General features: G+C 66.0%; 20 protein-coding genes. 13 read left to right on the top strand and 7 right to left on the bottom strand.

Annotated features, from left to right (window positions below; all coding sequences use genetic code 11):
• Nucleotides 1-14 precede the first annotated feature (14 nt).
• Nucleotides 15-410 (bottom strand): hypothetical protein, encoded by a 396-nt coding sequence (locus tag AC07VL_RS21315; protein WP_494807607.1) that lies wholly within the window; start codon nucleotides 408-410, stop codon nucleotides 15-17.
• Here AC07VL_RS21315 and AC07VL_RS21310 point away from each other — a divergent pair.
• The 8 genes from AC07VL_RS21310 (at nucleotide 409) to AC07VL_RS21275 (ending at nucleotide 8617) form a co-directional block, all read left to right on the top strand.
• On the top strand, nucleotides 409-984 hold the full coding sequence (locus AC07VL_RS21310) for a hypothetical protein (RefSeq protein ID WP_494807606.1): 576 nt from the start codon (nucleotides 409-411) through the stop codon (nucleotides 982-984). The two genes, AC07VL_RS21315 and AC07VL_RS21310, sit on opposite strands and share 2 nt — an antisense overlap.
• 83 nt (nucleotides 985-1067) lie before the next feature.
• The gene (locus AC07VL_RS21305) at nucleotides 1068-1787 is read left to right on the top strand and encodes a hypothetical protein (protein ID WP_494807605.1); all 720 of its coding nucleotides are present in this window, start codon (nucleotides 1068-1070) and stop codon (nucleotides 1785-1787) included.
• Nucleotides 1788-1791: 4 nt separating this feature from the next.
• Entirely contained in the window at nucleotides 1792-3147 is a 1356-nt protein-coding gene (locus AC07VL_RS21300) for a hypothetical protein (RefSeq protein ID WP_494807604.1), read from the top strand.
• Between the two features lie 10 nt (nucleotides 3148-3157).
• Nucleotides 3158-5296 (top strand): 8-amino-7-oxononanoate synthase, encoded by a 2139-nt coding sequence (locus AC07VL_RS21295; RefSeq protein WP_494807603.1) that lies wholly within the window; start codon nucleotides 3158-3160, stop codon nucleotides 5294-5296.
• Between the two features lie 20 nt (nucleotides 5297-5316).
• Nucleotides 5317-6363, top strand: coding sequence for an aminotransferase class I/II-fold pyridoxal phosphate-dependent enzyme (locus AC07VL_RS21290; RefSeq protein WP_494807602.1), 1047 nt, complete (start codon nucleotides 5317-5319; stop codon nucleotides 6361-6363).
• Nucleotides 6347-7177 carry a hypothetical protein gene (locus AC07VL_RS21285; RefSeq protein WP_494807601.1) on the top strand — a complete coding sequence of 277 codons (831 nt, stop codon included), beginning with the start codon at nucleotides 6347-6349 and terminating at the stop codon, nucleotides 7175-7177. The genes AC07VL_RS21290 and AC07VL_RS21285 overlap by 17 nt, the downstream gene beginning before the upstream one ends.
• 36 nt (nucleotides 7178-7213) lie before the next feature.
• Nucleotides 7214-7864 carry a hypothetical protein gene (locus AC07VL_RS21280; protein ID WP_494807600.1) on the top strand — a complete coding sequence of 217 codons (651 nt, stop codon included), beginning with the start codon at nucleotides 7214-7216 and terminating at the stop codon, nucleotides 7862-7864.
• An 18-nt stretch (nucleotides 7865-7882) separates the two neighbouring features.
• Nucleotides 7883-8617: an amidohydrolase family protein gene (locus tag AC07VL_RS21275; RefSeq protein WP_494807599.1), complete on the top strand. Its 735-nt coding sequence runs from the start codon at nucleotides 7883-7885 to the stop codon at nucleotides 8615-8617.
• Between the two features lie 6 nt (nucleotides 8618-8623).
• On the opposite strand, the gene AC07VL_RS21270 is transcribed toward AC07VL_RS21275, so the two are convergent.
• The 4 genes from AC07VL_RS21270 to AC07VL_RS21255 form a co-directional block, all read right to left on the bottom strand.
• Entirely contained in the window at nucleotides 8624-10009 is a 1386-nt protein-coding gene (locus AC07VL_RS21270) for a sigma-54-dependent transcriptional regulator (RefSeq protein ID WP_494807598.1), read from the bottom strand.
• Nucleotides 10010-10287: 278 nt separating this feature from the next.
• Nucleotides 10288-12546 (bottom strand): arginine/lysine/ornithine decarboxylase, encoded by a 2259-nt coding sequence (locus AC07VL_RS21265; RefSeq protein ID WP_290599755.1) that lies wholly within the window; start codon nucleotides 12544-12546, stop codon nucleotides 10288-10290.
• A 262-nt stretch (nucleotides 12547-12808) separates the two neighbouring features.
• Complete coding sequence (locus tag AC07VL_RS21260) at nucleotides 12809-13294, bottom strand: dihydrofolate reductase (RefSeq protein WP_494807597.1); 486 nt, start codon at nucleotides 13292-13294, stop codon at nucleotides 12809-12811.
• Between the two features lie 74 nt (nucleotides 13295-13368).
• A complete protein-coding gene (locus AC07VL_RS21255; RefSeq protein WP_494807596.1) occupies nucleotides 13369-14139 on the bottom strand; it encodes an alpha/beta fold hydrolase in 771 nt (256 codons plus the stop codon).
• Between the two features lie 202 nt (nucleotides 14140-14341).
• Between AC07VL_RS21255 and AC07VL_RS21250 the strand changes: the two genes are divergently transcribed.
• The 4 genes from AC07VL_RS21250 to AC07VL_RS21235 all read left to right on the top strand — a co-directional run bounded on the left by AC07VL_RS21250 (nucleotide 14342) and on the right by AC07VL_RS21235 (nucleotide 20234).
• Nucleotides 14342-14917, top strand: coding sequence for a TerD family protein (locus tag AC07VL_RS21250; RefSeq protein ID WP_290599752.1), 576 nt, complete (start codon nucleotides 14342-14344; stop codon nucleotides 14915-14917).
• A 243-nt stretch (nucleotides 14918-15160) separates the two neighbouring features.
• On the top strand, nucleotides 15161-16414 hold the full coding sequence (locus tag AC07VL_RS21245; RefSeq protein ID WP_494807595.1) for a TerD family protein: 1254 nt from the start codon (nucleotides 15161-15163) through the stop codon (nucleotides 16412-16414).
• A gap of 9 nt (nucleotides 16415-16423) precedes the next feature.
• A complete protein-coding gene (locus tag AC07VL_RS21240) occupies nucleotides 16424-17755 on the top strand; it encodes a VWA domain-containing protein (protein WP_494807594.1) in 1332 nt (443 codons plus the stop codon).
• 199 nt (nucleotides 17756-17954) lie between these two features.
• Nucleotides 17955-20234, top strand: coding sequence for a TonB-dependent receptor domain-containing protein (locus tag AC07VL_RS21235; RefSeq protein WP_494807593.1), 2280 nt, complete (start codon nucleotides 17955-17957; stop codon nucleotides 20232-20234).
• A gap of 21 nt (nucleotides 20235-20255) precedes the next feature.
• Here AC07VL_RS21235 and AC07VL_RS21230 read toward each other — a convergent pair whose 3' ends face one another.
• Together AC07VL_RS21230 and AC07VL_RS21225 are read right to left on the bottom strand one after the other, a co-directional pair.
• Nucleotides 20256-21293 (bottom strand): SMI1/KNR4 family protein, encoded by a 1038-nt coding sequence (locus AC07VL_RS21230; protein WP_494807592.1) that lies wholly within the window; start codon nucleotides 21291-21293, stop codon nucleotides 20256-20258.
• Nucleotides 21293-22267 (bottom strand): thymidylate synthase, encoded by a 975-nt coding sequence (locus tag AC07VL_RS21225; RefSeq protein WP_494807591.1) that lies wholly within the window; start codon nucleotides 22265-22267, stop codon nucleotides 21293-21295. The genes AC07VL_RS21230 and AC07VL_RS21225 overlap by 1 nt, the downstream gene beginning before the upstream one ends.
• Before the next feature lie 157 nt (nucleotides 22268-22424).
• Here AC07VL_RS21225 and AC07VL_RS21220 point away from each other — a divergent pair, with 157 nt between their 5' ends.
• Nucleotides 22425-25226 carry a bifunctional diguanylate cyclase/phosphodiesterase gene (locus tag AC07VL_RS21220; RefSeq protein ID WP_494807590.1) on the top strand — a complete coding sequence of 934 codons (2802 nt, stop codon included), beginning with the start codon at nucleotides 22425-22427 and terminating at the stop codon, nucleotides 25224-25226.
• The last annotated feature ends 140 nt before the right edge of the window (nucleotides 25227-25366 follow it).

Below are 25366 nucleotides of genomic sequence, written 5' to 3'. Positions count from 1 at the left end.
TTTCTTTCAGGCAATCAAATTCTGGCCCGATAATTGTAGAGCTTGCCTGCTGGAATTTCGTTTGCAGTTCGATATTTGCATCTTGCCCACCTTTTCATTTGCCCGGCGTTGCCATGGAATTGGCGGTATTTTCCGCGACGTAGCGGGAACTTTGTGTTTTGCAAATGAAAAATATTTTTTGCCGCGTGCGGCCAGTGTGGCGGATAGGCGACGTAATCATTCCCGCCAATCAAGCTTGTTGGAAAGCTCATCTTGACAACGAAACTCGCTTCGCCGGAAACCATGGTTTTTACGTCATCGGCGAAACGCCGTTCGCCGCCGATACCCCCTTCTCCCCCGTCCGGCGCTGGCACGGCCCTTGCGATAGCAGGGCATGGGCCGCGTGCCTTCCTATTGCCGGAGCCTGCCATGACCAGCCGCCTGCTTGCCTATCGTCCCGAAATGGAATTGCCCGCAGGACCGGGCACCCTGCCGCTGCAGCAGGAGGATGAACTGGCGCTGGCGGCACAGCTGCTGGAAGTGCCGGCGCCGGCCCGCTTCGATGCCTTTCTCGGGCGCCAGCTGGCGGCCACGGCGGCCGGGCGGCAGGTGCGCGGCACGCCGCTGGAACTGCCGCTGCGCCAGTTGCTGAACCGGGTACTGGCACCCCTGCTGCCCCTGCATGGGGACGGGGCGCAGGCACGGCGCCAAGGCGCGGCGCGCATCTTCGGCATGGAACTGGAAGGGCTGAGTCCCGAAGACCAGGAATTCGAACTGGCACGCCACCTCGTGCACCTGATCGATGCCGTCCATGCGGAGCTGGCGCAGAACGGCGCCGCGGGCGGCCTGGCCGCGCGCGCGCCGAAGGCGCAGGTGGACACGGCCCTGCTGCGCGTGGCGCGCACCCTGGCGCCGGGCCTGCTGCGGCAGGCGGCGCGGGTGCCGCCGCCGGACGGCGGCCGCTGGCGCCGGGAAGGGGGGCACATCGTCGTGTCCGACTGCTAGGGGGAGGGCGCCGTGCCGCGCGGCGGTGGTAGTGGGGTGTCTGTTGGAGATGTCAACCGAGGTGTCACTTTGAGGAGCTCATCATGCATGACATAGATCGTACGACCCTGGAATACGGGCAGGAGATGTCGGGTTTCGAAGCGGAACAGTTCGAATTCGGCCAGGGCGAGTGGAGCGGCGAGGGCGGCGCGAACGCCATGTTTTCCGAGGCCGAGGAAATGGAGCTGGCCAATGAACTGCTGTCGGTCAGCAATGAAGCGGAACTGGAGCAGTTTCTCGGCAATTTCCTGCGCAAGGCGGCCTCGGTGGCGGGCAGCATCATCAAGTCGCCCGTGGGGCAAGCCATCGGCGGCGTGCTCAAGGGCGTGGCGAAGAAGGCCATTCCCCTGGCCGGCGGCGCCATCGGCGGCTATTTCGGCGGTCCCCTGGGCGCCAAGATCGGCAGCGGCCTGGCCTCGGCGGCCGGCAATGCGCTGGGCCTGGAAGCGGAAGCGTCATCGAATGAAGACCGCGAGTTCGAGGGCGCCCGGCAGTTCGTGCGCCTGGCCGCCGACACGGTCAACCGCGCCGCCCAGGCGCGCGGCAATGGCGACCCGCGCGCCGTCGCCCAGGCGGCGGCCAGCGCGGCGGCGCGCCAGTTCGCGCCCGGCCTGCTGGGCCGTTCCGGCGGCCAGGTGGCCACGCAGAACGGCAGCGGCGCGGGCGCCATGGCGCCGGCCGGTGCGCGCCCCGCATCGGGCATGCGCCCGTCCAGCGGCCGCTGGGCGCGCCAGGGCCACAAAATCGTCCTGTACGGCGTCTGACATCATGGCCATCGGCGCTTACGCGGCCTGGATGCTGGCGCAGGAGGCGCGCTCGCTGCTGACGCGGCTGGCGCGGCTGGAACCGTTCGCGCTGATCGAGCCGACGGTGCTGGCGGCCGCCCTGATGCCCAGCGCCCAGTCGGCCATCGAAAGCCAGCTGGTGCAGGGCCGGCGCGAGCTGCGGCGCATGGTGGCGCAATTCCAGTCGTGGCTGCGGCGCGAGGCGGCCGACGGCGCCAGCATGGCCACGGCCGCCGAGGCGCAGCGCCGGTTTACCTTCCTGCGCCTGAAATTCAACGCCGCCCTGACGCAGTTCGACCTGTTCAACGAGGTCATCACGCAGCGCAGCGAGCACAAGACGGGCGTGTGGCTGGCCGGCCTCGACATCGTTGCCGCCGACGCGCTGGCGCTGCCCGGCGAGGTCTACCAGGCGCCGCCCGTGATCTGCTACCTGGACCGGGGGCCGGGCGCGGCCATCCGCCGCGCGCGCACGCGCCTGCCGGGCGGCGGCGACAATCCCGTCGCCATCATCCGCCTGCCGCGCGAGCGCATGATCGGCAGCGGCATCGCTTCCTCGCTGGTGCACGAGGTGGGCCACCAGGGCGCGGCGCTGCTGGACCTGGTGGCCTCGCTGCGGCCCGTGCTGCAAGCCATGCAGCACGGCGGCAGCGGCGCGGTGCACGTGTGGCAGCTGTGGGAGCGGTGGATTTCCGAGATCGTCGCCGACTACTGGTCGCTGGCGCGGGTGGGGGTGGCGGCCACCCTGGGCCTGATGGGTGTCGTCAGCCTGCCGCGCGTGTTTGTCTTCCGCCTCAACGCGGACGATCCCCATCCCGTGCCGTGGCTGCGCGTGCGCCTCAGCTGCGCCATGGGGCAGGCCCTGTATCCGCACCCGCAGTGGCGCCGCCTGGAACAGCTGTGGCTATCGTACTACCCGCCGGACGGCCTGCCGCCAGCCCAGCAGAAGCTGCTGGAGCAGCTGCAGGCCAGCATGGCCGCCCTCGTGGGCTTGCTGGTGCAGCACCGCCCGCCCGCCTTGCGCGGCGGCTCGCTGGCCGAGGCCATGGCCGTGCAGGTGCGCCAGCCGGCCATGCTGGCACAGCTGTTCCGCAGCTGGAGCCTGGCGCCTGGCCAGATGTACCAGGCCACGCCGACCCTCGTGTTTGCCGTGCTGGGCCAGGCGCGCGCCAGCGGCACCTTGAGTCCGGAAGACGAGAGCGAGCTGCTGGGACGATTGCTGAGCCACTGGGCCTTGCGCAGCACCCTCGACACGTCCGAACTGTGCGCCGATGTCGTGCGGCATGGCCGCCAGCCCGGCAGGCCCATGCCGCCCCTGGCATCGCGTTTGATTATCCATTGAGGAGAGTGACATGAGCAGCAAGAACAGGGTGGCGGGCCAGGCTGGCCCGAAAAACCGGGGCGGCAGCATCGCCGTCACCGTGCACGAGCAGGACAGCGGGACGATGGTGGCGAACGCCGCCATCAGCCTGTACCGGGGCGCTGAAGCCGATTGCCACAATTTCAATGCCGTCAACTGGGTCCCCGACCCGGCCATGCTGGTGGGCGTGCGCTGGACCGATGCCCATGGCAGCACCGTGTTTGCCGACCTGGTGGCGGGCAGCTACGTGGGCGTGTACGGCAACTTCCCGTCCACCTCGCCCCAGTGCGTGACGGTGCAGTCCGGCTGCAGCGCCGTGCTGTGCTTCAAGCCCCAGCTCAACCCGCAGGTGGGGCTGGTGTTCGAGACGGCCGACTGCCATCCCAGCGACTGCCAGTTTGGCAGGGTGGGCGACCGCGCCATCGCCACCGTCTCGTTTGACGGCGACCAGACGGCCGACGGGCGCGACCTGGTGCAGGTGCTTGCCGCGGCGCCGTGGCTGCCCGTGCGCGGCACGGCGAATGCCTTTAGCGCGCCCGTGCGGCGCGCCGGCGTACACCGCTTCGCAGGCCAGATGATGCTGTCGCAGCGCCCGGAACTGCGCAGCGCCATGCCCGTGCCCGAAGGACTCAGTCCGCACGCCATGCTGGCCGTGGAGGCGGAATACGAGTCGGAAGAGCGCCTGCCCACGCCGATCTCGGGCAATGTGGGCGTCTCGCTGACGCGCACGGAAACGGAGCCGACCGAGGACCTGCCCCTGTGGACCTTGATACGCAACAGTACCGAGGCCATGTCGTTTACGAATTACCTGCATTTCATGGACAGCCTGTTTTGCGGCGACCTGGCCAATGTGCGCGGTTTCGAGCAGGAGCGTTTCGTGAAAAAGGCCGACATGTTCCAGCACCTCAAGCACCGCCGCGCGCTGCCGTTCTCGGACTCCGATTCCTACCGCGTGCTGAAAGTGGCGACGGAAGCGTTCGTGATGGTCAATTGCGGCGTGCTGAACCAGCCGCTGGCCTTCAATCCGGCCGAGGACAATGCCTACCTGGACCGGCGCGACATTCCCCAGGGGCGCGACCTGGAAACCGTGCTGCGCAACGACTACCTGGAAAACGTCGACGGCTTCCAGACCTTGCCCTACCTGGCCGTGATCCGCCGCAAGCTGCCCGACATTCCCATCAGCATACCGCGCGGCCGGGAAGGCGAGGTGGACCTGTGCTTTGGCATCATCCAGGACAAGCTGGCCAATCCTTGCCTGCTGGAACTGATCTGGTCGTACTGGCACGAGGAGGGCATGCTGGTGCAGACCATGAATGCCATCACGCAGCGCTTCCAGAACCTGCGCGCGCCAGGCGGCGGCCTCGATCCCCTGTCGAACACGGAAATCGACATGCTGCGCCCCCTGAACAACTTGCTATGGGGCTATACGCAGGACGAGCAGCACCGGCTCACCGTGGTGCGCCGCAACTACGAGTACGACCACCATTACGGCGTGCGCCTCGACGGCAAGGCGGTGCAGCACTTCCGGCCGGCCGACAGCCGCTCGAAATTCCTCGAAGCTTTTCATCACCTGCTGCGCCTGCTCACCTCCTTTTATAAACAGGACGACGACACGACGGTGAAGGCGGACGCCTTTCCCGTGCTGAACGCCCTCAAGGAAATCCATTTGATCCTGTCGCAGGGCGCGCACAACCAGTTCGGCGACCTGCCGTCGACGGCGCGCATCGAAATGCTGATGCAGCAATGGATGCTGGCGCGGCCCGAGTTCCGCGAGTTTTTGCCCACGCGCGTGATGGTGGCGTATCCGGAACCGTGGATGGACCGCGTTGATGCCATGAAGAAACTGCAAGGCTGGACGGACACGAGCGTGATGCATTTCCGCAACCTGGCCATCTTCGGCGAACAGCTGCTGCTGTCCGTGCGCTACGGCAACTGGAGCGATATCTACGAACCGACGCAGGCGTTCAACTGGGCGCGCTTCTGGCGCCCGCAGGTGCAGGGCTATATCCACGGCTACCGCGCTGCCACGGGGGTGGATTTGTCCGTCGACAGCAGCGACCCGGCCATCGAATCGACCATGCCCTCGGTGCTGCTGCGCCAGCGCCTGAGCCAGCAGTTGCGCAGCGTCTAGCAAGGGGAGGAGGCGCCTGCATGCTGGACTTTAGCAGTGCCCTGTACCTGGGCATGCGCCATGCGGCAGCCGAGCTGGCGCCGTGGAGCAGCCTGACCCTGGGCAAGCCGGCCGCGCTGCAGGAGCCGCCGGGCGCGCAGGCGCTGGCGGCGCAACTTGCCGCATTGCAGGGGTGCGCCGCGGCCTGCGTGCTGCCGTCGACCCTGCACCTGTTCTGGGACCTGTTCGGCATGCTCGCTGCCGAACCGCTGGTGATACTCATCGATGGCGGCAGCTACGCCATCGCGCGCTGGGGCGCCGAGCGGGCGCAGGCGCTGGGCCTGCCCCTGCGCCTGTTTCCCAGCGGCGACGTGCCGGCCCTGCGGCAGCTGGTGGCCGCCTGGCGCGGGCGAGGGCGGCGCCCCCTGGTCCTGGCCGATGGCTACGTGCCGGGCAGCGAGCAGTCCCTGCCGCTGGCGGCCTACGCGGCGCTGGCGGCGCAGGGCGGCGGCTATCTGCTGCTCGACGATACGCAGGTGCTGGGCGTCTCGGGGCCGCAGGGGGGCGGCTCGGCGCGCCTGCATGGCTTGCGTGGCGGCTGGGACGGGCAGGGCGGGCAGCTGATCGTCGGCGCTTCGTTGGCCAAGGGCTTTGGCGTGCCCCTGGCCGTGCTGGCGGGCAGTGCCAGCCTGCTGCGCCGTTTCGCCGCGCACAGCCAGACGCGCGTGCATGCCAGCCCGCCTTCGGCGGCCGTGCTGGCTGCGGCGCGGCGGGCGCTGGCCCTCAATGCGCGGCATGGCGATGCCTTGCGCGCCAGCCTGGCAGCGCGGGTGGCGCAGTGGCGGACGGGCATGGCGGCGGCCGGCATCGCTTGCCGGGGCGGCGGCTTTCCCGTGCAGCGCCTGCCTGGCTGTGCCCGCTTGCAGCAGGGCTTGCGCGCGGCCGGCGTGCTGGCGCTGGCGCAAGCGGGGGGACAGGCCGGGACATTGACGTTTTTGCTGCGGGCCGACCATACGCCCGGGCAACTGGAGCAGGCGATGGGCTTGCTGGAACATCACATCAGGAGGCGACATGAACGACACCTTTGAAATGCTGCCCTTCGCGGGGCAGGGGGCGGGGGAATACGCGCCGGAGCAGGAATGGGAACAGGAGTGGCAAGGGGAAGGCGAGGGCGAGTGGGAAGGCGAGCGCAGGCGTCCGGGCGGGCCGCGCTATGGCGGCGCCCTGCGCGCGCGGCCTCCCCTGCGCGGGCCGCGCCGTCCCATGCCGCCCCGCTACCAGGCACACCAGGCGCGCCGGCCGCCGCGCTACGCGCCCCATCCCTTGCCCTACCTGCCGCCCCGCTACCGGGGCTGGGGCGCCTATCCCGCCCTCTACCCCGGCATCTACCCGGCACCCTATCCCCTGGCGCAGCCGTCGTTTGGCGACCAGCCGGAGCCGGGACCGGACCAGGATCAAGGCCAGGGCCAGGACCAGGACCAGGACGACGGCCAGATGCAGGGCGAAGTCCCGCCCACCCTGGCCGGCACCATGGGCCGCGTGCCGGAAGCGGCGGCCCTGAACTACCTGGCGCTGGGGACGCTGGCCAGCGCCTTGCGCGACCCGAACGGCACGGGGCCCGGCCTGTACCTGATCGAATTCGATGCGGGCGGACGCCGCCGCGCCTACAGCGGGCAGACGGACGATCTGCACCGGAGATTGCTGCAGCACCGCCTGTGCGGCCAGATGATGGGCATCGACCTGAGCGGGCACCAGGTGTACGTGGCGCCGCTGGCGTCGGCGGCGCAGCGGCGCCGCATCGAGCAGCGCATCCACGACGACATGTTCGCCCACCAGCGCGGCGTGCTGACCAACCAGCGGCGCGAGCTGGAACTGGCCGTGCTGGGCGAGATGTGGCATTGACGATACGGCCCGTTCATCACTGCGAAGGAGAGCATCATGCACCAACTGGAATGCACGTGCGCGCAATGCCGGCAGCAGGCCGGCGCCGCGTTTGAAGTGCTGGAATTCGGCGAGACCTGGCCCGGCAAGGACAGCGCCCCGGCCGTGTTCAGTGCGCAGGAAGAGCTGCAACTGGCCATGGAATTGCTGGAAGTATCGAGCGAGGAAGAACTCGAGCAATTCCTGGGCAATGTCTTCAGGAGCGTGTGGCAGGGCGTCAAGAAAGTGGGCTCGGGCCTCGCCAAGGTGGCCCAGCCCCTGGGCGGCGCCTTGAAGGCCGTGGCGAAGACGGCCCTGCCGTTTGTCGGCGGGGCGCTGGGCTCGATGATCCCCATCCCGGGCGTGGGCACGGCGCTGGGCACGGCCCTGGGGCGCGCGGCCAGCAGCGCGCTGGAGCTGGAAATGGCGGCTGCGCCACCGGCCGACCGCGAACTGGACATGGCACGCCGCTTCGTGCGCATCGCGGGACAGGCGGCGCGCCTGGCGGCCGAGGGCGACGGCAGCCCGCGCGCCGTGGAAAGCGCGCTGACGCGTGCCCTGCACCAGCAGTTGCCGCATTTCCGCTCGGCCGCGCCGCAGGGCGAGGAGGAGAGCGGGCGCTGGCGCCGGCGCGGCAACCGCATCGTCGTGATGGGCGACTGGACCTGAGCGGCAGCGGGGCATGGCATGGCGCCCGTCATCGACTGTCACTGCCACGCGGGGCCCGGCGACGGCCTGGGCGGGCCGTGGGCCAGCGATGCGCCGTTGACTGCCTATCTGCGCCGCGCGCAGGTGGCCGGCATCGCCCGCAGCGTGCTGTTCGCCACCTTTCACTCCGATTACGCCATCGCCAATCACGGCGTGGCGCGCCTGGTGGCGTCCGATCCGCGGCGTTTCTACGGCTTTGCCTTCGTGCATGCGCGGCGCGACCGGGGCCGCATCCTGGACCTGGTGCGCACGGCCGTCGAGCGCTACGGCTTTGTCGGCATCAAGGCGCACCGCTTTGACGCGCGCATCAGCGGCGAACTGTGCGAGGCGGCGCGCTTCTTCGGCTTGCCCGTGCTGTACGACCCGATGGGCGAGGTGGCCGTGGCCGAGCTGCTGGCGCAGCAGTATCCTGACGTCAACTTCATCCTCCCCCACCTGGGCAGCTTTGGCGACGACTGGGCGGCCCAGCTGGCGCTGATCGACCACCTGGCGCGCCACCCGAACATCCATACGGACAGCGCCGGCGTGCGCCGCTTCGATTTGCTGGAGCAGGCCGTGCGGCGGGCCGGACCGCACAAGGTTTTGTTCGGTTCGGACAGCCCCTGGCTGCATCCGGGGCTGGAATTGCACAAGATACGCTTGCTGGGATTGCCGCCGCTGGATGCGGCGCTGATCACGGGCGGCAATTTTTTGCGGCTGGCGGGGCTGGCTTGAGGCAGATCAAGGCGCCGCTGGCGAGGTTGGAGTGGCGGCTATACCCGCCTGCGCCGCGCAGGCGGCCGCCTTGCGGCGTATCTGCAGGGCGCGGTCCGTCAAGCCCAGGCGGGCGGCGGCGCGCTGGTTGTTGCCGTGTTCCTCGGCCAGCACGAGGCCGATGGCCACGTCTGCGGTGCAGCGCGTGATGTGCGACAGGTGCAGCCCCAGGTGCAGGGCCCGCCGCACGGCCGCTTCGAAATGCTGGTCCGGCCAGCCCGGCGCCAGCAGGCGCTCCTCGGGCGGCAGGGCGCCGATGGTGATGGGGCCGGGACCGCAATGGCGGTGCCAGATGCGCGTGACGGTCTGGCGCAGCTCGCGCACATTGCCCGGATAGTCGCGCAGCAGCAGGTACTCGCGCACTGCCGCGTCGAGCGGGGGCGGCGGCTGCTGCGCCAGTTCGGCGAGGAAATAACGGGCCAGCGGCAGGATGTCGTCCTGGCGCTCGCGCAGGGGCGGCGTCTGGCAGCGCCAGCCCGCGATGCGGTAATACAGGTCGGCGCGGAAGGCGCCGCGCGCCACTTCGCTCTCCAGTTCGCGGTTGGTGGCGCAGACGAGGCGGAATTGCGTCGGCTGCCAGGTATTGCCGCCCACGCGCTTGTATTTGCGCTCCTGGATGGCGCGCAGCAGCTGCGCCTGCAGCGGCAGGGGCAGTTCGCCCACCTCGTCGAGAAACAGCACGCCGCCGTCAGCCAGGGCGAAGGCGCCGTCGCGCGCGCCGGCCGCGCCCGTAAACGCGCCCCGTTCATGGCCAAACAGTTCGCTGCCGGCCAGTTCCGGCGACAGGGTGGCGCAATCGAGGATGGTGAAGCCTCCCGTGCAGTTGCCGACACGGTGGATCAGTTGCGCCAGCAAGTCCTTGCCCGTGCCCGTTTCCCCCGTGATCAGCACGGAAGCCTGGCTGAAGGCGGCCATTTCCACGACGCGGTGCAGCAAGCTGCGCCACGCCGCGCTGTCGCCCACCAGGTGCCTGCGCACGGCATTCGACTCCAGCAGTTGCGCCACCGCCTGCCAGCGCCGCAGCCGCGCCAGCACCTGCTCCGCATCGATGGCGCCGTCCGGCCACAGCAGCACGTCGAGGGCGCCCGCCGCCAGCACGGCCCGCTGCTGCGCGCAGCTCGGGGGCTGGCCGCAGGCGGCGATGGCCAGCACGCGCGCCTGCTGGCAGCAGGCGGGCAGCGCCCGCAACAGGGCAGCGTCGGCCTGCGCAAACACGACGATGCCATGGCTGGCAGGCTCGCCATCGCCACGCCGCACCATCGTGACCTGAGCCTGCTTCAAGGCCGCAAGCAGCAGGGCGCCACTCCCGGCCGCCGCCTGCTGCATGATTTCCAGCCACACCTTGAGCGCCATATACGGGCCATCCCCCTACGCGAGTGGCCCATCTTAAAAGCCCGCCACCCCAGCCATTTGATCTGGCACAAGCGTGCGCGGACGCCGGAAATGAAAAACGCCGCCTGATGGGCATCAGGCGGCGTTACCAGCACTAACTGTTTTTGACGAACGTCACAACGGTTCATCCAATCGTAGCGAGCGGAAGCAAATTGTGGCCGAGAAGCGCAACCGTACTGAAGTACGGTGAGCATCGCAGGCCGCAAGTCGCGACGCGTAGTAGATTGGCTGAGCCTTCACTAGTCGTCCATCTTGACGCAGTCGACGAAATAGCCGCGCTTGCCGTCGACTTCGCGCTTGACCAGGCCATGCACATCCGTCTCGAAGCCGGGGAAGCGCTCGTTGAAGTCGCGCGCGAAGCGCAGGTAATCGACGATGGTCTTGTTGAAGCGTTCGCCCGGGATCAGCAGCGGGATACCCGGTGGATACGGCGTCAGCAGGATGGACGTGATGCGGCCTTCCAGGTCGTCGATGGCCACGCGCTCGATTTCGCGGTGCGCCATCTTGGCGAAGGCGTCCGATGGCTTCATGGCCGGGATCATGTCCGACAGGTACATTTCCGTCGTCAAACGCGCCACGTCGTAGGCCTTGTAGAAATCGTGGATCTGCTGGCACAGGTCGCGCAAGCCCATTTTTTCGTAGCGCGGGTTGGCCGCCGCGAATTCCGGCAGGATGCGCCACATCGGCTGGTTCTTGTCGTAATCGTCCTTGAACTGCTGCAGCGCCGTCAACAGGGTATTCCAGCGGCCCTTGGTGATGCCGATGGTAAACATGATGAAGAAGGAGTACAGGCCGCATTTTTCAATGATGACGCCGTGCTCGGCCAGGTATTTGGTGACGATGGACGCGGGGATGCCCGTCTCGCCGAACTGGCCGTCCAGCGACAGGCCCGGGTTGACGATGGTCGCCTTGATCGGGTCGAGCATGTTGAAGCCGGGAGCGAGGTCGCCGAAACCGTGCCAGTCGTCCTCGGCGCGTATCATCCAGTCTTCCTGCTGGCCCATGCCTTCGTCGTTGAAGTTGTCCGGACCCCACACCTGGAACCACCAGTCCTGGCCCCATTCCTGGTCGATCTTCTTCATGGCGCGGCGGAAATCGAGCGCTTCCATGATCGATTCTTCCACCAGGGCGGTGCCGCCCGGCGCCTCCATCATGGCCGCGGCCACGTCCAGCGAGGCGATGATGGAGTACTGCGGCGAGGTCGACGTGTGCATCAGGTAAGCCTCGTTGAAGGCGTCCTGGTCCAGCTTGACCGTGTCCGATTCGCGCACGAGGATTTGCGAGGCTTGCGACAGGCCGGCCAGCAATTTGTGCGTGGACTGGGTCGAGAAGATCATCGATTCCTTGGCGCGCGGACGGTCCTTGCCGATGGCGTGCATGTTCTTGTAGAAATCGTGGAAGGTGGCGTGCGGCAGCCACGCTTCGTCGAAGTGCAGGGTGTCGATCTTGCCGTCCAGCATTTCGCGCAGGGTTTCCACGTTGTAGATCACGCCATCGTAGGTCGATTGCGTGATGGTCAGGATGCGCGGCTTCTTGTTCTTCGCTTCGCGGGCGAACGGATTCGCCTCGATCTTGCGGGCGATGCTTTCCGGCGTGAACTCATGCAGCGGGATGGGGCCGATGATGCCCAGGTGATTGCGCGTCGGCATCAGGAACACGGGAATCGCGCCGCACATGATGATCGAGTGCAAGATCGACTTGTGGCAGTTGCGGTCGACGACGACGATGTCGCCGGGCGCCACGGTCGAGTGCCACACCATCTTGTTCGAGGTCGACGTGCCATTGGTGACAAAATAGCAATGGTCGGCATTGAAGATGCGCGCCGCATTGCGCTCGGACGCGGCCACCGGACCGGTATGGTCGAGCAGCTGGCCCAGTTCTTCCACGGCGTTGCAGACGTCGGCGCGCAGCATGTTTTCACCGAAGAACTGGTGGAACATCTGGCCGATCGGCGACTTCAGGAAGGCCACGCCGCCCGAGTGGCCGGGGCAGTGCCACGAATAGGAGCCGTCGTTGGCGTAGTGCACCAGCGCGCGGAAAAACGGCGGCGACAGGCCGTCTAGATACGATTTCGCTTCGCGGATGATGTGGCGCGCGACGAATTCCGGCGTATCTTCGAACATGTGGATGAAACCATGCAGTTCGCGCAGGATATCATTGGGGATGTGGCGCGAGGTGCGCGTTTCGCCGTACAGATAGATGGGGATGTCGGCGTTCTTGTAGCGGATTTCCTCGACGAAGGCGCGCAGGGACTTGAGCGCGTGGTCCGTTTCCTCGATGGAGCCGGCGCCGAATTCCTCGTCATCGATCGACAGCACGAAGGCCGACGCGCGCGATTGTTGCTGGGCAAATTGCGACAGATCGCCGTAGCTGGTCACGCCCAGCACTTCCATGCCTTCTTTTTCCATTGCGGCGGCAAGGGCGCGAATGCCCAGGCCGGACGTATTTTCAGAACGGAAATCCTCGTCAATGATGACGATAGGGAAACGAAATTTCATGCATGTCTCCAAAAAAGCAAGCCGCCCCTGACGTAATGGAGGGGCGGACTAGGGCGCGCCAGCCTGGCAATCTTGGTGCCCGGCCGTCGCAGAAAAAAAATAAGAACGGGATTCTCGCAGAAATGCGGCGTCTGCGGGAAAAAAATATCACAGCAAAGCGCCAGCAGCGTGCGCTAGCGTGACGCAACGGTATGACAGGGGTATTACAGCAAGCGGCGGGCGACAAATATGCACCGGCATAGCCACCTTTATTGCCACCTTATCAGGCTTTGCGTTGCAGCGTCACGAAGGCGTACGGCAGGCCGGATTTCTCCGAGACATGGGCTTCGCGGGCGGTTTCTTGCCACACGGCATGGTCCACGGCAGGGAAAAAGGCGTCGCAGTCGAAGGTCTGGCCGATTTCCGTGATGATCAGGCGCTGCGCCAGGTCCAGCGACTGCCTGTAGATCTCGGCGCCGCCGATGACGTAGCCTTGCGCGCCGTCCAGCAGGGCGACGGCTGCTTCCAGCGACGACACGGCTTCCACGCCTTCGTGGCGCCAGTCTGGATTGCGCGTGATGACGATGTTGCGGCGGTTCGGCAGGGGGCGGCCGATGGAATCGAAGGTCTTGCGGCCCATGAGGATGGGGTGGCCCGTCGTCAGGCGCTTGAAGTGGGCCAGGTCTTCCGGCAGCTTCCATGGCAGGGTGTTGTCGATGCCGATGCCGCCTTGCTGGTCGGTGGCGACGATGATGGTCAGTTGGGTCATGTGGATGTGCAAAAAAGTTGCCAAATAAAAATATTGTCAAGTTGCAATGGGCTGGCTGCGCCCGATGCGCATCATTATCGTTGAAATTGCGCCGCCGCTCCAATTGTGCGCCCGGGCGCATCGTGCACAAGGAAGGCGAGCATGGCCTCGGCCAGCGCGGCGGGCGCTTCCAGCGGCACCATGTGGCCGCAGTCATCGCCGATCATGTGCAGGGTGGCTTGCGGCAGGCGCGCCGCCATGGCCCGCAGATCGCCTGGATGGACGAGCTTGTCGTTCTCGGCGCCGACGATCAGCACGGGGCAATCGAGCTCCGCCAGGCGCGCCATCAGGTCCGGGCGGTCGATGGTGGTGATGAACTGGGCCAGCAGCACATCCTTGCCCAGGTCCAGGCCCATCTGCCGGATCAGGTCCGTGATGGCCCCGTCGTCCAGGTGGGACGGGTGCAGCAGTTCGCGCAGGCGCTGGCGCGTGATGCCCGCATAGGCATTGCGCTCCAGCATGGCGACGATGCGCTGGCGGGCGGCGATTTCTTCCGGCTGCAAGCCCCTGGCAGAATTGGCGACCAGGGTCAGCGACTTGACGCGCTGCGGATGGGCCAGCGCATGTTCGAGCGCCAGGTAGGCGCCCAGCGAAAAGCCCACCAGGTGGGATGCCTCGGCACTGCGGCTGGCGATCAGGGCCTGCATCTGCGCGCGCGTGCGGGCCTCGTGCAGGGGCACGTGCTGCACGTCGATGTTGTCGCCCAGCAATGGCGTCAGGCGCGACCACATGCGCGCATCGCACAGGGTGCCGGGGATGCAGTCCACGCGCGTGCGGGGTTGCGGTGTCGGGGTTGGGCTGTTCACGTCGGTCATGGGGCGGGGAAAGAGCGGCATTATCGGTCATTTTGCCCGGCAGGACGGGCCGGCCCGGGCGCCATGGCAGTTTTTTCAATAGTGCGAGGCTGGCAAGGCCCCGGCATTATGGTAGGCTGATGGCTCGACCGGCCAGTGCGCCGGCCGCGCACGTTTTACACCGTATGCAACCTACTAATTAAAAGGAAATACCATGGCGATCAGTCTGCAAAAAGGCGGCAATGTCAACCTGAGCAAGGAAGCTCCCGGCTTGAAGAAAATCGTGATTGGCCTGGGCTGGGACCCGCGCGCCACCGATGGCGCCGCCTTTGACCTGGACGGCAGCGCCTTCCTGCTGAAAACGGACGGCAAGGCCCGTTCCGACGCGGATTTCATTTTTTACAATAACCTGAAGTCGGCCGACGGCTCCATCGTCCACGCGGGCGACAACACCACGGGCGGCGGCGACGGCGACGACGAGAAAATCGCCATCGACCTGGCCAACGTGCCGGCCGACATCGACAAGATCGCCGTGGCCGTCACCATCCACGATGCGGAAGCGCGCAAGCAGAATTTCGGCATGGTGGGCAAGGCCTACATCCGCTGCCTGAACGGCGACAACGGCGCGGAAATTGCCCGCTACGACCTGTCGGAAGACGGTTCGACGGAAGCGGCCATGATCTTCGGCGAAGTCTACCGCGCCGGCAGCGAATGGAAGTTCAAGGCCATCGGGCAGGGCTTCAAAGGCGGCCTGGGACCGCTGGCACGTTCTTTCGGCATCAACGCCTAAGAGCTCCGGAAAACGGCCCATGGCGGCGTTGCGTCACCTCGCCGTACTATTCGTACTGTCTTCGGTGACGCGCCTTGCCCTGAACCGTAGTCCGAAGCTCTTTCAGCTTTGTATAGAACCCGGAACGGCAGTGCATGGCGGCGTTGCTCCGCCATGGACTGCCTGTACATGCGTACTGCCTGCGGACGACGCGCCTTGCCCTGGGCTGCTGTCCGACGCTTTCACACCTGAATAAACAATTCCATGGAAAACCTGATCAAGGGGCAGCGCCTGGCGCTGTCCGGCCTCGTCGCGGGCAATGCCGTGCAACTGGGGCTTGCCGGTGCCGGCCTGGCGCTGGACTTTGCCTGTTTCGGCCTCGATGCCGCCGGCAAGCTGGCCGACGAGCGCTACATGACTTTCTTCAACCAGCCGCGCACGCCGTGCGGCGGCGTGGAAGCGGCGGCGCCGTCCGGCGATGCGGCCGGTTTCCGCTTGCAGCTGGACCGTTTGCCAGCCTCCATTGAGCGCCTGGTCGTCACGGCCGCCGTCGATGGCGCCGCCACCATGGCGCAGCTGGGCAGCGGCCACCTGCGCCTGCTCGATGGCGGGCGCGAACTGGCCCGCTTCGCATTTGCCGGGTCTGATTTTGCGCAGGAAAAAGCCGTCATGCTGTTTGAACTCTACCGCAAGGATGGCGGCTGGCGCTGCATGGCCGTCGGCCAGGGTTTCAACGGCGGCCTCGATGCCCTGGTCGCGCATTTTGGCGGCGAGGTGGCGCAGCCGGCCGCCGAGCCTGCACCGGCGCCGAAAATTTCCCTGTCGAAAATCTCGCTGACCAAGGCGGGCCAGACGCACAAGGTATCGCTGGAAAAGGGCGCGGGCGCGCCGAAGAAACTCACCGTCAAGGCTACCTGGGTCGATAACGGCGATGGCGATGACGATAACGACGATCTGGACTTGCGCGTCGGCATCCTCTTGCCGAATGGCCAGATGCGCTTCATCCAGGCGCCCGATACGCCCGGCAGCTTCGACAGCATGCCCTTCGTGCGCCACCTGGGCGATGTGGCGGGCGCGTCGGGCAAGGAGCCGGCCACGGAAACGGTGGAAGTCAATCCGGCGCTGGCGCGGCATTACGGCGGCACGGTGGGGCTCGTCTTCAGCGTGTACTCGGCGCTGGCCAACGGCGCCGTGTCGGTGGCGTCCATGCGGCCGAAAATGGTCATGCAGTATGGCGAGCAGGTCGTCGAGTGCGATTTCGACTTCCGCCTGTCCAAGGCGGCCGACGATGACACGGTCTACACCTATGTGATCGGCATGGCCCGCATCACGCCGGACAGCATCATCCTCGAACCGTCCGGCAAGACGTCCGATCCCGGCAGCGAGGCAACGCCCTGGCTGAGCTGGCAGGGCGAGAACCTGCAGCTGGCCGTCAACGGCCCCGTCGTCTTCAAGGGCGAGGACAAGGAAGACGAGGACGATTTCAATGCCGGCAATCCGCGCCGTTATATTGCATAGGAGATATTGATGGAAACCTTGACCAAGGGACAGCGCTTGCCGCTGGCCAATCTCGTTCCCGATGGCGTGCTGGAACTGGGCATCGCCGCGCAGGGCCTGGCGCTCGATGTGGCGTGTTTCGGCCTCGACGCCGCCGGCAAGCTGGCCGACGAGCGCTACATGACTTTCTTCAACCAGCCGCGCACGCCGTGCGGCGGCGTGGAAGCGCGCACGGGCAGCGGCGGCGACCTTGCCGCCTTTGCCGTGCAGCTGGGGCGCTTGCCGTCCGCCATAGACCGCCTCGTCGTGACGGCGTCCATCGACGGCGGTGGCGTGATGTCGCAGCTGCAATCGGGCCACGTGCGCCTGCAGGCGGGCGGGCGCGAACTGGCCCGCTTCGCCTTCGCGGGTAATGATTTCGCCCAAGAAAAAGCCGTCATGCTGCTTGAACTCTACCGCAAGGACGGCGGCTGGCGCTGCATGGCCGTGGGCCAGGGTTTCAACGGGGGCCTGGACGCGCTGGTGCGCCACTTCGGCGGCGAAGTCGAGCAGGCCGCGCCTGCGGCGGCGCCGGCATCGGCCGTCATGCAGTCCAAGCTGAACCTGGAAAAGCGGGTGGAACGCGAGGCGCCGCAGCTGGTCAGCCTTGTCAAGCAGGCCGGCGTGTCCTTGCAAAAAGTGGGTTTGTCGGAACACCGCGCCAAGGTGTGTCTGTGCCTCGATATTTCCGGCTCCATGGGGCGCCTGTATAAAGAGGGCCTGGTGCAGCGCTTTGCCGAGCGCATCCTGGCCCTGGGCTGCAAGTTCGACGACGATGGCGAGATCGATGTTTTCCTGTTCGGCAAGAACGTCCACCATCCGGCACCGATGGCCTTGAGCAACTGCAATACCTATGTGGGCCAGGCCATACAGCGCCATCCGCTCGAGGGCGATACGCGCTATGGCGCCGCCATGCAGGCCATCCGCGCCTTTTATTTCCCCGATGCCCGTGGCGGCGAGCGCACGCGGCCCGTCGCCGCCGCATTGCCCGTCTACGTCATGTTCGTGACTGATGGCGGCACGAGCGACCAGGCGACGACGGAAAAGCAGCTGCGCTGGGCCAGCCATGAACCCATCTTCTGGCAATTCATGGGCATCGGCAAGGGGCGCAAGTCGAAGAGCAAGTTCCTCGCCGCCTTTGCCGATTCCGACTTCCCCTTCCTGGAAAAGCTGGACGAGTTGCAAGGGCGCCTGGTCGACAATGCGAATTACTTTTCCGTCGGCTCGCCCGACGAGCACAGCGATGCGGAACTGTATGACTTGCTGATGACGGGATATCCGGGCTGGCTGAAACTGGCGAGGGGCCATGGCTTGCTGAAGTAGCATCTTCTCCAGCCGGATTTCCAGCCTCGCCCATCCCGGATGAGGCTGGAATGCCACAAGCGCAAGAGATTTGTAAATTGAAGTAAATAACAATGGTTCGCATTTGCTTTGCTCATTGCAGTCGTGGCATGCTTTCGGTGTGCCCTCACGCCGCGGCGTAGCGCCTCATCCGTAGCGTCTCGATTACTTTCTTGGTCCAATGCATAAAATCCTTTTCCATTGTCTGGCGGGCGGCAGCCTGCTCGTTGCCGGCGCCGCCCAGGCGCAAACCACCACCGGCGATGCCGCCGTGAAGCCCGCACCAGCACCTGTACCGGCCAAGGCGCCGGCCGTCGATGCGCCTGCGACCGTCAGCGTGACGGCCGAACGTCCCACGGGCCGTATCGACCGCCAAGTCTACGACGTCAAGTCCGACGTCGGCAGCACGAACGGCACGGCGGCCGATGCCTTGAACAACGTGCCGTCCGTGGCCGTCGATCCCGATGGCAGCGTCTCCCTGCGCGGCAGCAGCAATGTGCAGATCTTGATCGATGGCAAGCCATCGGCCATGCTGCAGGGCGACTCGCGCGGCGCCACCCTGAATGCCATGGCGGCCGACGACATCGAATCCGTGGAAGTGATCAACAATCCCGGCGCCCAGTTCGGCAACGAGGCCGGCGGCGGCCCGATCCTGAACCTGGTGATGCGGCGCAACCGCAAGCCGGGCGGCTTTGGCACCGTGAATGCGAATGCGGGCATCGCCGGGCGCTACAACAGTGCCGTCTCCGGCAGCTACAACGAAGGTCCCTGGGGCTACCAGGGCGGCATCAATGTGCGCCACGACGGCCGCAATTCCGTGGGCGAAGTCAGCCGCGAACGCCTGGACCGCGGCACGGGGGCGTTTGCCCCCAGCAGCCAGCAATCCACCAGCAATGGCTTGAACGACTCGCTGGGCTTGAACGGCACCGTCAATTACAACCTGAACGCCAGCGACACCCTGGCCGCCAGCGCGTCGTTTAACGGCCGCAGCAATGACCAGCGTTCGCTGGACCGCTACCTCAATGGCGACAGCCTGGGCAACACCATCGGCGACTACACGCGCAGCACCGTGCGCAATGGCGACAGCCGCAATTACAGCTGGGGCGGTCGCTACGACCACAAGGGTGAATTGCCGGGCGAAACCCTGAAGATCGATCTGCGCGTGTCCTCGTCCACCAATGAAAGCGACAGCGATTACGCGAATGCCTACGCGGTGGCGCCCGTCAACGCCTTCGACAGCCGCGCGCGCCAGCACAGCGAGACGGGCAACCGCATCGTCGACTTCAGCGGCGACTACGAGCGGCCGCTGGCGGGCGGCACGGCCAAGCTGGGCTACAAGGTGGCCGACAACAAGAGCAGCTTCGACACCCTGTACGCGGACATCAACCCGGCCAGCCTGGCGGAGACCGTCAACCCCATGCGCAGCAACCGTTTCGAGATGGACGAACGCACCATCGCCCTGTACGGCTCCTACCAGATGCGGCTGAACGAGCGCTGGGGCGCGCTGGCCGGCCTGCGCGCCGAGTACACGGACCTGAACGTGCGCCAGATCACCAGCGGCAGCGAGGCCAGCAATAATTACATCAACTACATTCCCAGCCTGTTCGCCACGTACAAGGTCAGCGACGAGAGCAATTTGCGCTTCAGCTATGCGCACCGCATCCGCCGTCCGAACGCGGGCGACCTGAACCCCTACGTGGTGTACCGCGACGAGTTCAATGTGTCGGCCGGCAATCCCAAGCTGAAACCCACGCAGACGGATTCGTACGAGATCGGCTATGAAACCCGGCTGTTTGGCCTGGAAAGCAGCTTGCGCGCCTACCACCGGCGCGACACGGATGCCATCGTCGATTACCGTTACTTTATCAGTGACAATGTGCTGCTGACCACGCGCCAGAACGGCGAAGGCAGCCATTCGAGCGGCCTGGAGTTCAGCGTCAGCGGCAAGCTGACGCCATCCCTGACCCTGAACACGAGCGGCAACCTGGCGCGCAGCCAGCAGACCAGCTCGGACGACCTGGGCAATCTCAGCACGCGCACGGCGAATGCCCTGAGCGGCCGCGCGCGCCTGAACTACCAGTTCGACACGAGCAACCAGCTGCAGCTGGCCCTGCAAATGCAAGGCAAGATGCTGTCGGGGCAGGGCTACCGCTCGCCCAACAATACCTTGAACCTGAGCTGGCGCCACACGGTGACGCCGCAATTGAGCCTGGTCATGAATGTGACGGATGTGTTCAGCACCAACAGGATGGAAACCGTCATCAACAGCGCCTCGCTGCGCGAGACGAGCACGCGCCGCTTCGACGGGCGCATGCTGTACGTGGGCCTGTCGTACCGCCTCGGCGGCGCCACGACGGCGGCGAAAGAGGGCGAGCGCGAGCCGCGCTTCGGTCCGCCTGGTGGCCGCGGCCCCGGTGGCCCGGGCGGCCCCGGCGGTCCGGGCCCTGGCGGGGAAGGGTGATGCCCGCCTGACGTTGCGGCGTCAGGCGGTGGCGATCTCCTGGAGGAAGGCGACAAAACTGTCCGCATGGCGCGTGAACTGCCAGGCGCCGGCGCCATGCGCGGCCGTGTAGACGGGCGCGTCGCCATCGGCGATGGCGTGCAGGTCCAGGCAATACGGATCGGCGCCCGCGTCGGCAATCACCAGGTAGCCTTCCGGCCAGCCGCCGATGCTTTCCTGCGTGACAGGATTCCACGCATAGCCGTGCTGCGCCTCGATCAGCTCGGCCGCGCCATACAGGTTCAGGCCCTGAAAATAGTCCGCATGCGCGATGTGCACGCGCAGGGGCGAGTAGCAGGCGAGGAAGCGTTGATAGTGCTCTGGCAAGGTCCAGCGTGCATTGATCTGCGTCATGTCCGCCGTGCTGGCGATGGCCAGCCAGTTTGACGGCTGCGCCAGGTCCTGTTCGCGCCGACGGCGGGTCGCCAGTTTCTGCTCCAGCCGCGCGGCCGCTTTTTCCAGGGGCGTGCGCGGCGCTGCCAGCGAGGCATGCGTGGCGGGCGGCGCAAAGCCGTGGCCATCCGGGCAGCCGTCCGCCTGCCAGGCCAGCACCTCGGCCACGCGCAGCTGCTCCGCCTTCCAGTGGCCGGGATCGACCATCAAGCCCCGGTCGAAGGGCTGGCCGCTGAAGACGGCCAGGCTCTTGATGGCCTTGGCGCGTGCGCTGCGCCCGGCATCTTCCCTGGTGGCGAGCGCCACCAGCGGGCCATACGCGGCCTTGCCCATGCTCTTGAACATGCCGTCGACGGCCCAGTAGCTGAGGTCGGGCACTGCCAGGCAGTCCGTAAAGAAGTCGCCGCACTCGCCCGGCTCGGCCAGCGCGATGATGTCCGTCATGAGGAAGTTGCGCCAATGCAGCAGCTGGCCCTCCCTGGCGTAGCCGATGAGGATGCCCAGCACGGCGCGCCGCTCGTCCACTCCATGCTTGTTGATCAGCCGGTCTTTCAGGCGCGCGAACTTATTGCCATCCGTTTCGTCAAACAGCTTGCGGTGCAGGGCGGCCAGGGGCGTCACCGCCATCAGACGGCCATCGCCGCCTTGATGGGCGCATGGTGTTCATAGCCTTCCAGCGAGAAGTCGGACGGTTCGATCTTTTCCAGCCATTCCGGTTCGTACTTGCCCGTCTTCGCGTAGTCGGGCACGCGCTCGGAAATGACGAAACGCGGCGCCGGGAACGGCGTGCGTTTCAACTGTTCTTCCACCATGTCGAGGTGGTTTTCATAGATGTGCGCGTCGCCGATGAAATACGTGAACCAGCGCGGCGTGTAGCCCGTCAGGCGCGCCACCAGGTGCAGCAGGGCGGCCCCTTCGGCGATGTTGAAGGGCGTGCCCAGGCCGATGTCGTTGCTGCGCACATACAGGCACAGCGAGATTTCGCGCGTGCTGGCGTTGGGGATGAACTGGTACAGCAAATGGCAGGCGGGCAGGGCGACGGCGTCCAGCACGGCCGGGTTCCAGCCGTGGAACAGGATGCGGCGGCTGCCGGGATTGTTCATGATGGTGTCGAGGCATTCGCGCAGCTGGTCGACGGCCTTGTACAGCAGCACTTTCTGCACGCCGTCCTCGACGATGGGGGCGATCAGCGTGAAACCGTTCGCTTGCGCGTCGGCGATCTGCGCGGGCTTGGCCGCGTCGAGCAGCTTGTACGCGGGCCATTGCCGCCATTGCACGCCGTACACGGGACCGAGGTCATCCTCGCCTTCGCGGTAGGGATTGGCCAGCCATTGCGCGTTTTCATTCGCGTTCTGGTCCCACACCTTGCAGCCCAGGGCGCGGAACTCGGCCGCATTGCGCGAGGCGCGCAGGAAGGCGCACAATTCGCCGATCACGGATTTGAAAGCCAGCTTCTTGGTCGTCACGGCAGGGAAATTGCCATTGGCCAAGTCGAAACGCATCATGGCACCGGGTACGCTCAGGGTGCGGATGCCCGTGCGGTTGTCTTGCCAGCTGCCAGTGTCGAGGACGGTCTTGATCAAATCTTGATATTGCTGCATGTAACACTCTCCAACGGTAAGGATGGTGATTGTAACGCAGGCGCGACAGGCGGGATGCGGGGCGCATAGATAATTACGCGGCTGCCTTACCTGCAATCATGACTCTGTGGTAATTTGTGTGTCCCTAAGGAAATACAGAAATGGCAGATGCTGCACCATGTTCTTGCGACAATTCGTAAATAATAATAACGCCGCCGTGGTGGAGATGAGCAAGGCCGATTTTCTCAGGGCAAACCTGCGCCTGATCCTCGCCTGGCCCCTGCTATGCCTGGCCCTGTGCGCCGTGCTGTGGACGGCCACCCTGCTGCAGCTGGAAGCGGAAAAGAAGGTGGCCCAGCAGCAGGCGCTCGACAGCGTGGCCTCGCAGGCTAAGGCGTATGGCCAGTATCTGCTGCGCACCCTGGAACAGATGGACCAGCTGACCCTGCAGCTCAAGTATGAATGGGAAAACTCGCACGACCACCTGCGCCTGGACCAACTGAAGACGCAGGGCATGTATGCCTTGCAGCAATTTGCCATCGTCGCCATCCTCGACCGCAAGGGCCATGCCGTGACGGCCACGGCGCCCCTGACGCGGCTGCGCACGAACGAGCGCAGCGATTTCCTGCTGCGCCACTGGCGCAGCAATTCCAGCGCCCTGCGCATCGCGCTGGGGCGGGCGAATGGGGCCAACGGCGCCGCGGCGCCCGGCGCCGACGACAGCCTCGTGCACTTCACGCGCCGCCTGGAAGACGAGGACGGCAATTTTGACGGCGTGCTGCTCATTTCCATCCATTCCAGCTATTTTTCCGAGTTTTATGACAGTGTCAACTTTGGCAAGCTGGGCATGTCCGCCATGGTGGGCGAGGAGGGGGAGCTGTTCAGCACGCGCCTGGGGTCGCGCGTGCTGCCCGTGCACGGGGGCCAGCGTAGCCAGGGCACGCCGTTTCTCGACACGAGTTTCCTGGAAACGGACAGCGGCGCCATGGAATCGGGCGGCCGGGTGGCTTTTTCCGACAAACAAAATCGCTACGTGGGCTGGCAGGCGCTGAAAGCCTATCCGTTCACGGCCGTCGTCGGCCTGGCCGACAGCGAAATGCTGCATCCCTACGAGGAAACGCGCACCATCTATACCGTCATCGCCCTGGGCGTGACCGTGCTGCTGCTGGCTTTCACGGTGATTGCCACCGTGCTGTCGCTGCGCCTGGGCTGGCGCCACCACCAGTCCGAAGGCGTGCGCAATGCCTACCGCATGGCCACCGAAGGCACGAGCGACGGCTTTTACATCATTTCCGCCCTGCGCGGCGACGATGGCGCCATCGCCGACTTCGAGATCGTCGATTGCAACGAGCCGGGCGCCGGCTATTTCGGCGTGCGGCGCGAGCAGCTGCTGGGCATGCGGCTGCAGTCGCGCGCGCACGAGCCGTATTTCCGCGACCTCATCCATAATTACCGGGCCGCCATGCAGTCGGGCTTTTCCGAGGAAGAGATCGAATTGCCGGATGGCAATCCATTCAAGCTGCGCTGGATACGCCGGCGCCTCGTGCGCAGCGGCGACCGCCTGGCCGTCACCCTGCAGGACATCAGCACGGCCAAGGAGCACGAGCGCGACCTGCGCCGCCTGGCCAACGAGGATGGCTTGACGGGCTTGCCCAACCGCTACTGGCTGCAGCAGTTCCTGCCCGGGGCGCTGGCGCGCGCCGCCATCGCGCAGCATATGCTGGCGCTGCTGTTCATCGACCTGGATGGCTTCAAGGATATCAACGACACCCAGGGCCACGCGGAAGGCGACAAGGTGCTGCGCGCCGCCTCCTTGCGCCTGAAGGCCGTGCTGCGCCCGGGCGACCACGTGGTGCGCCTGGGCGGCGACGAATTCGTCGTCGTGCTCGACCCGGTGGAAGACGACAGCCGCGCCGAGCAGGTGGCGCAGCGCATCGCCATCGCCTTCGACGAGCCCTTCTACCTGGGTAGCGAACGCCATAAGATGGGGGCGTCGATCGGCATCAGCCTGTACCCGCGCGACGGCGCCGAGACGGAAGTGCTGCTGAAAAACGCCGATATCGCCATGTATGCCGTGAAAGTGGCGGGCAAGGGCCACCACCGCTTCTTCCAGCCCGAATTGTTCGAAACCATCCGCAACCGCCGCGAACTGGAGCAAAGCCTGGTGGCGGCGCTGGAGCAGGACCAGTTCCTCGTCGTCTACCAGCCGAGGGTGGACGCCATGAGCGGGCAGCTGTGCAGCATGGAAGCGCTGGTGCGCTGGCGTCATCCGCAGCACGGCATGGTGCCGCCGCTGGAGTTCATCCCCGTGGCCGAGAGCAGCGGCCTCATTTCGCAGCTGGGCGAGGTCGTCATCGAAAAAGTGTGCCAGCAGATGGCGCGCTGGCAGGCGGCCGGGCAGGAGCTCGTGCCCGTGTCCATCAACGTCTCGGCGCGCCAGTTCGGGCGCGGCGACGTGCACCAGGTGCTGGCCTCCGCGCTGGCGCGCCACCGCATCGACGCGCGCATGATCGAGGTGGAGATCACGGAATCGGCCATGATGGATGAACAGAACCGCGCCGTGGAGCAGCTGTCGGCCATCCGCGCGCTGGGCGTGCGCCTGCTGGTGGACGATTTCGGCACGGGATACTCCTCGCTGTCGCAGCTGCAGAAATTCGCCATGGATGGCTTGAAGATTGACCGCGCCTTCACCATGGAACTGGGCCGCTCGGAGCAGGGCGAGGTCTTCGTGCGCGCCATCCTGTCGATGGCGCATGCGCTGGGCATGAGCGTGGTGGCCGAAGGGGTGGAAACGCGCGAGCAGCTCGACATCCTGCGCGCCTTGCAATGCAATGAGGTGCAGGGCTATTTCATCTCGCGTCCCGTGCCGGCGGAGCACATGCTGGCGCTGATGCGCAAGCGCTTCTTGATACCGCTTGCCGCCCCCGTGCTGCCCCCCTACAGCACCGTGCAGAGCGCAGAAAACAACGTCGTTTCATAAAAAGAGCGATCGTTCGCTTTTTTTTCAAAAATATTATATGCTTCGCTCATGCCGTCTGTGAATTGGAGTTCACGGCGGCAAGAAAAGTGCAGGACGGGCGAGATGGACTGCCCGAGACAGTGTGCCGAAGAAACTGAACA

It is taken from the genome of Janthinobacterium sp. GW821-FHT03C08 (assembly GCF_059420905.1).
The sequence above is the reverse complement of the archived record's forward strand: the minus strand, read 5'-3'. Positions and strand labels throughout refer to the sequence as shown.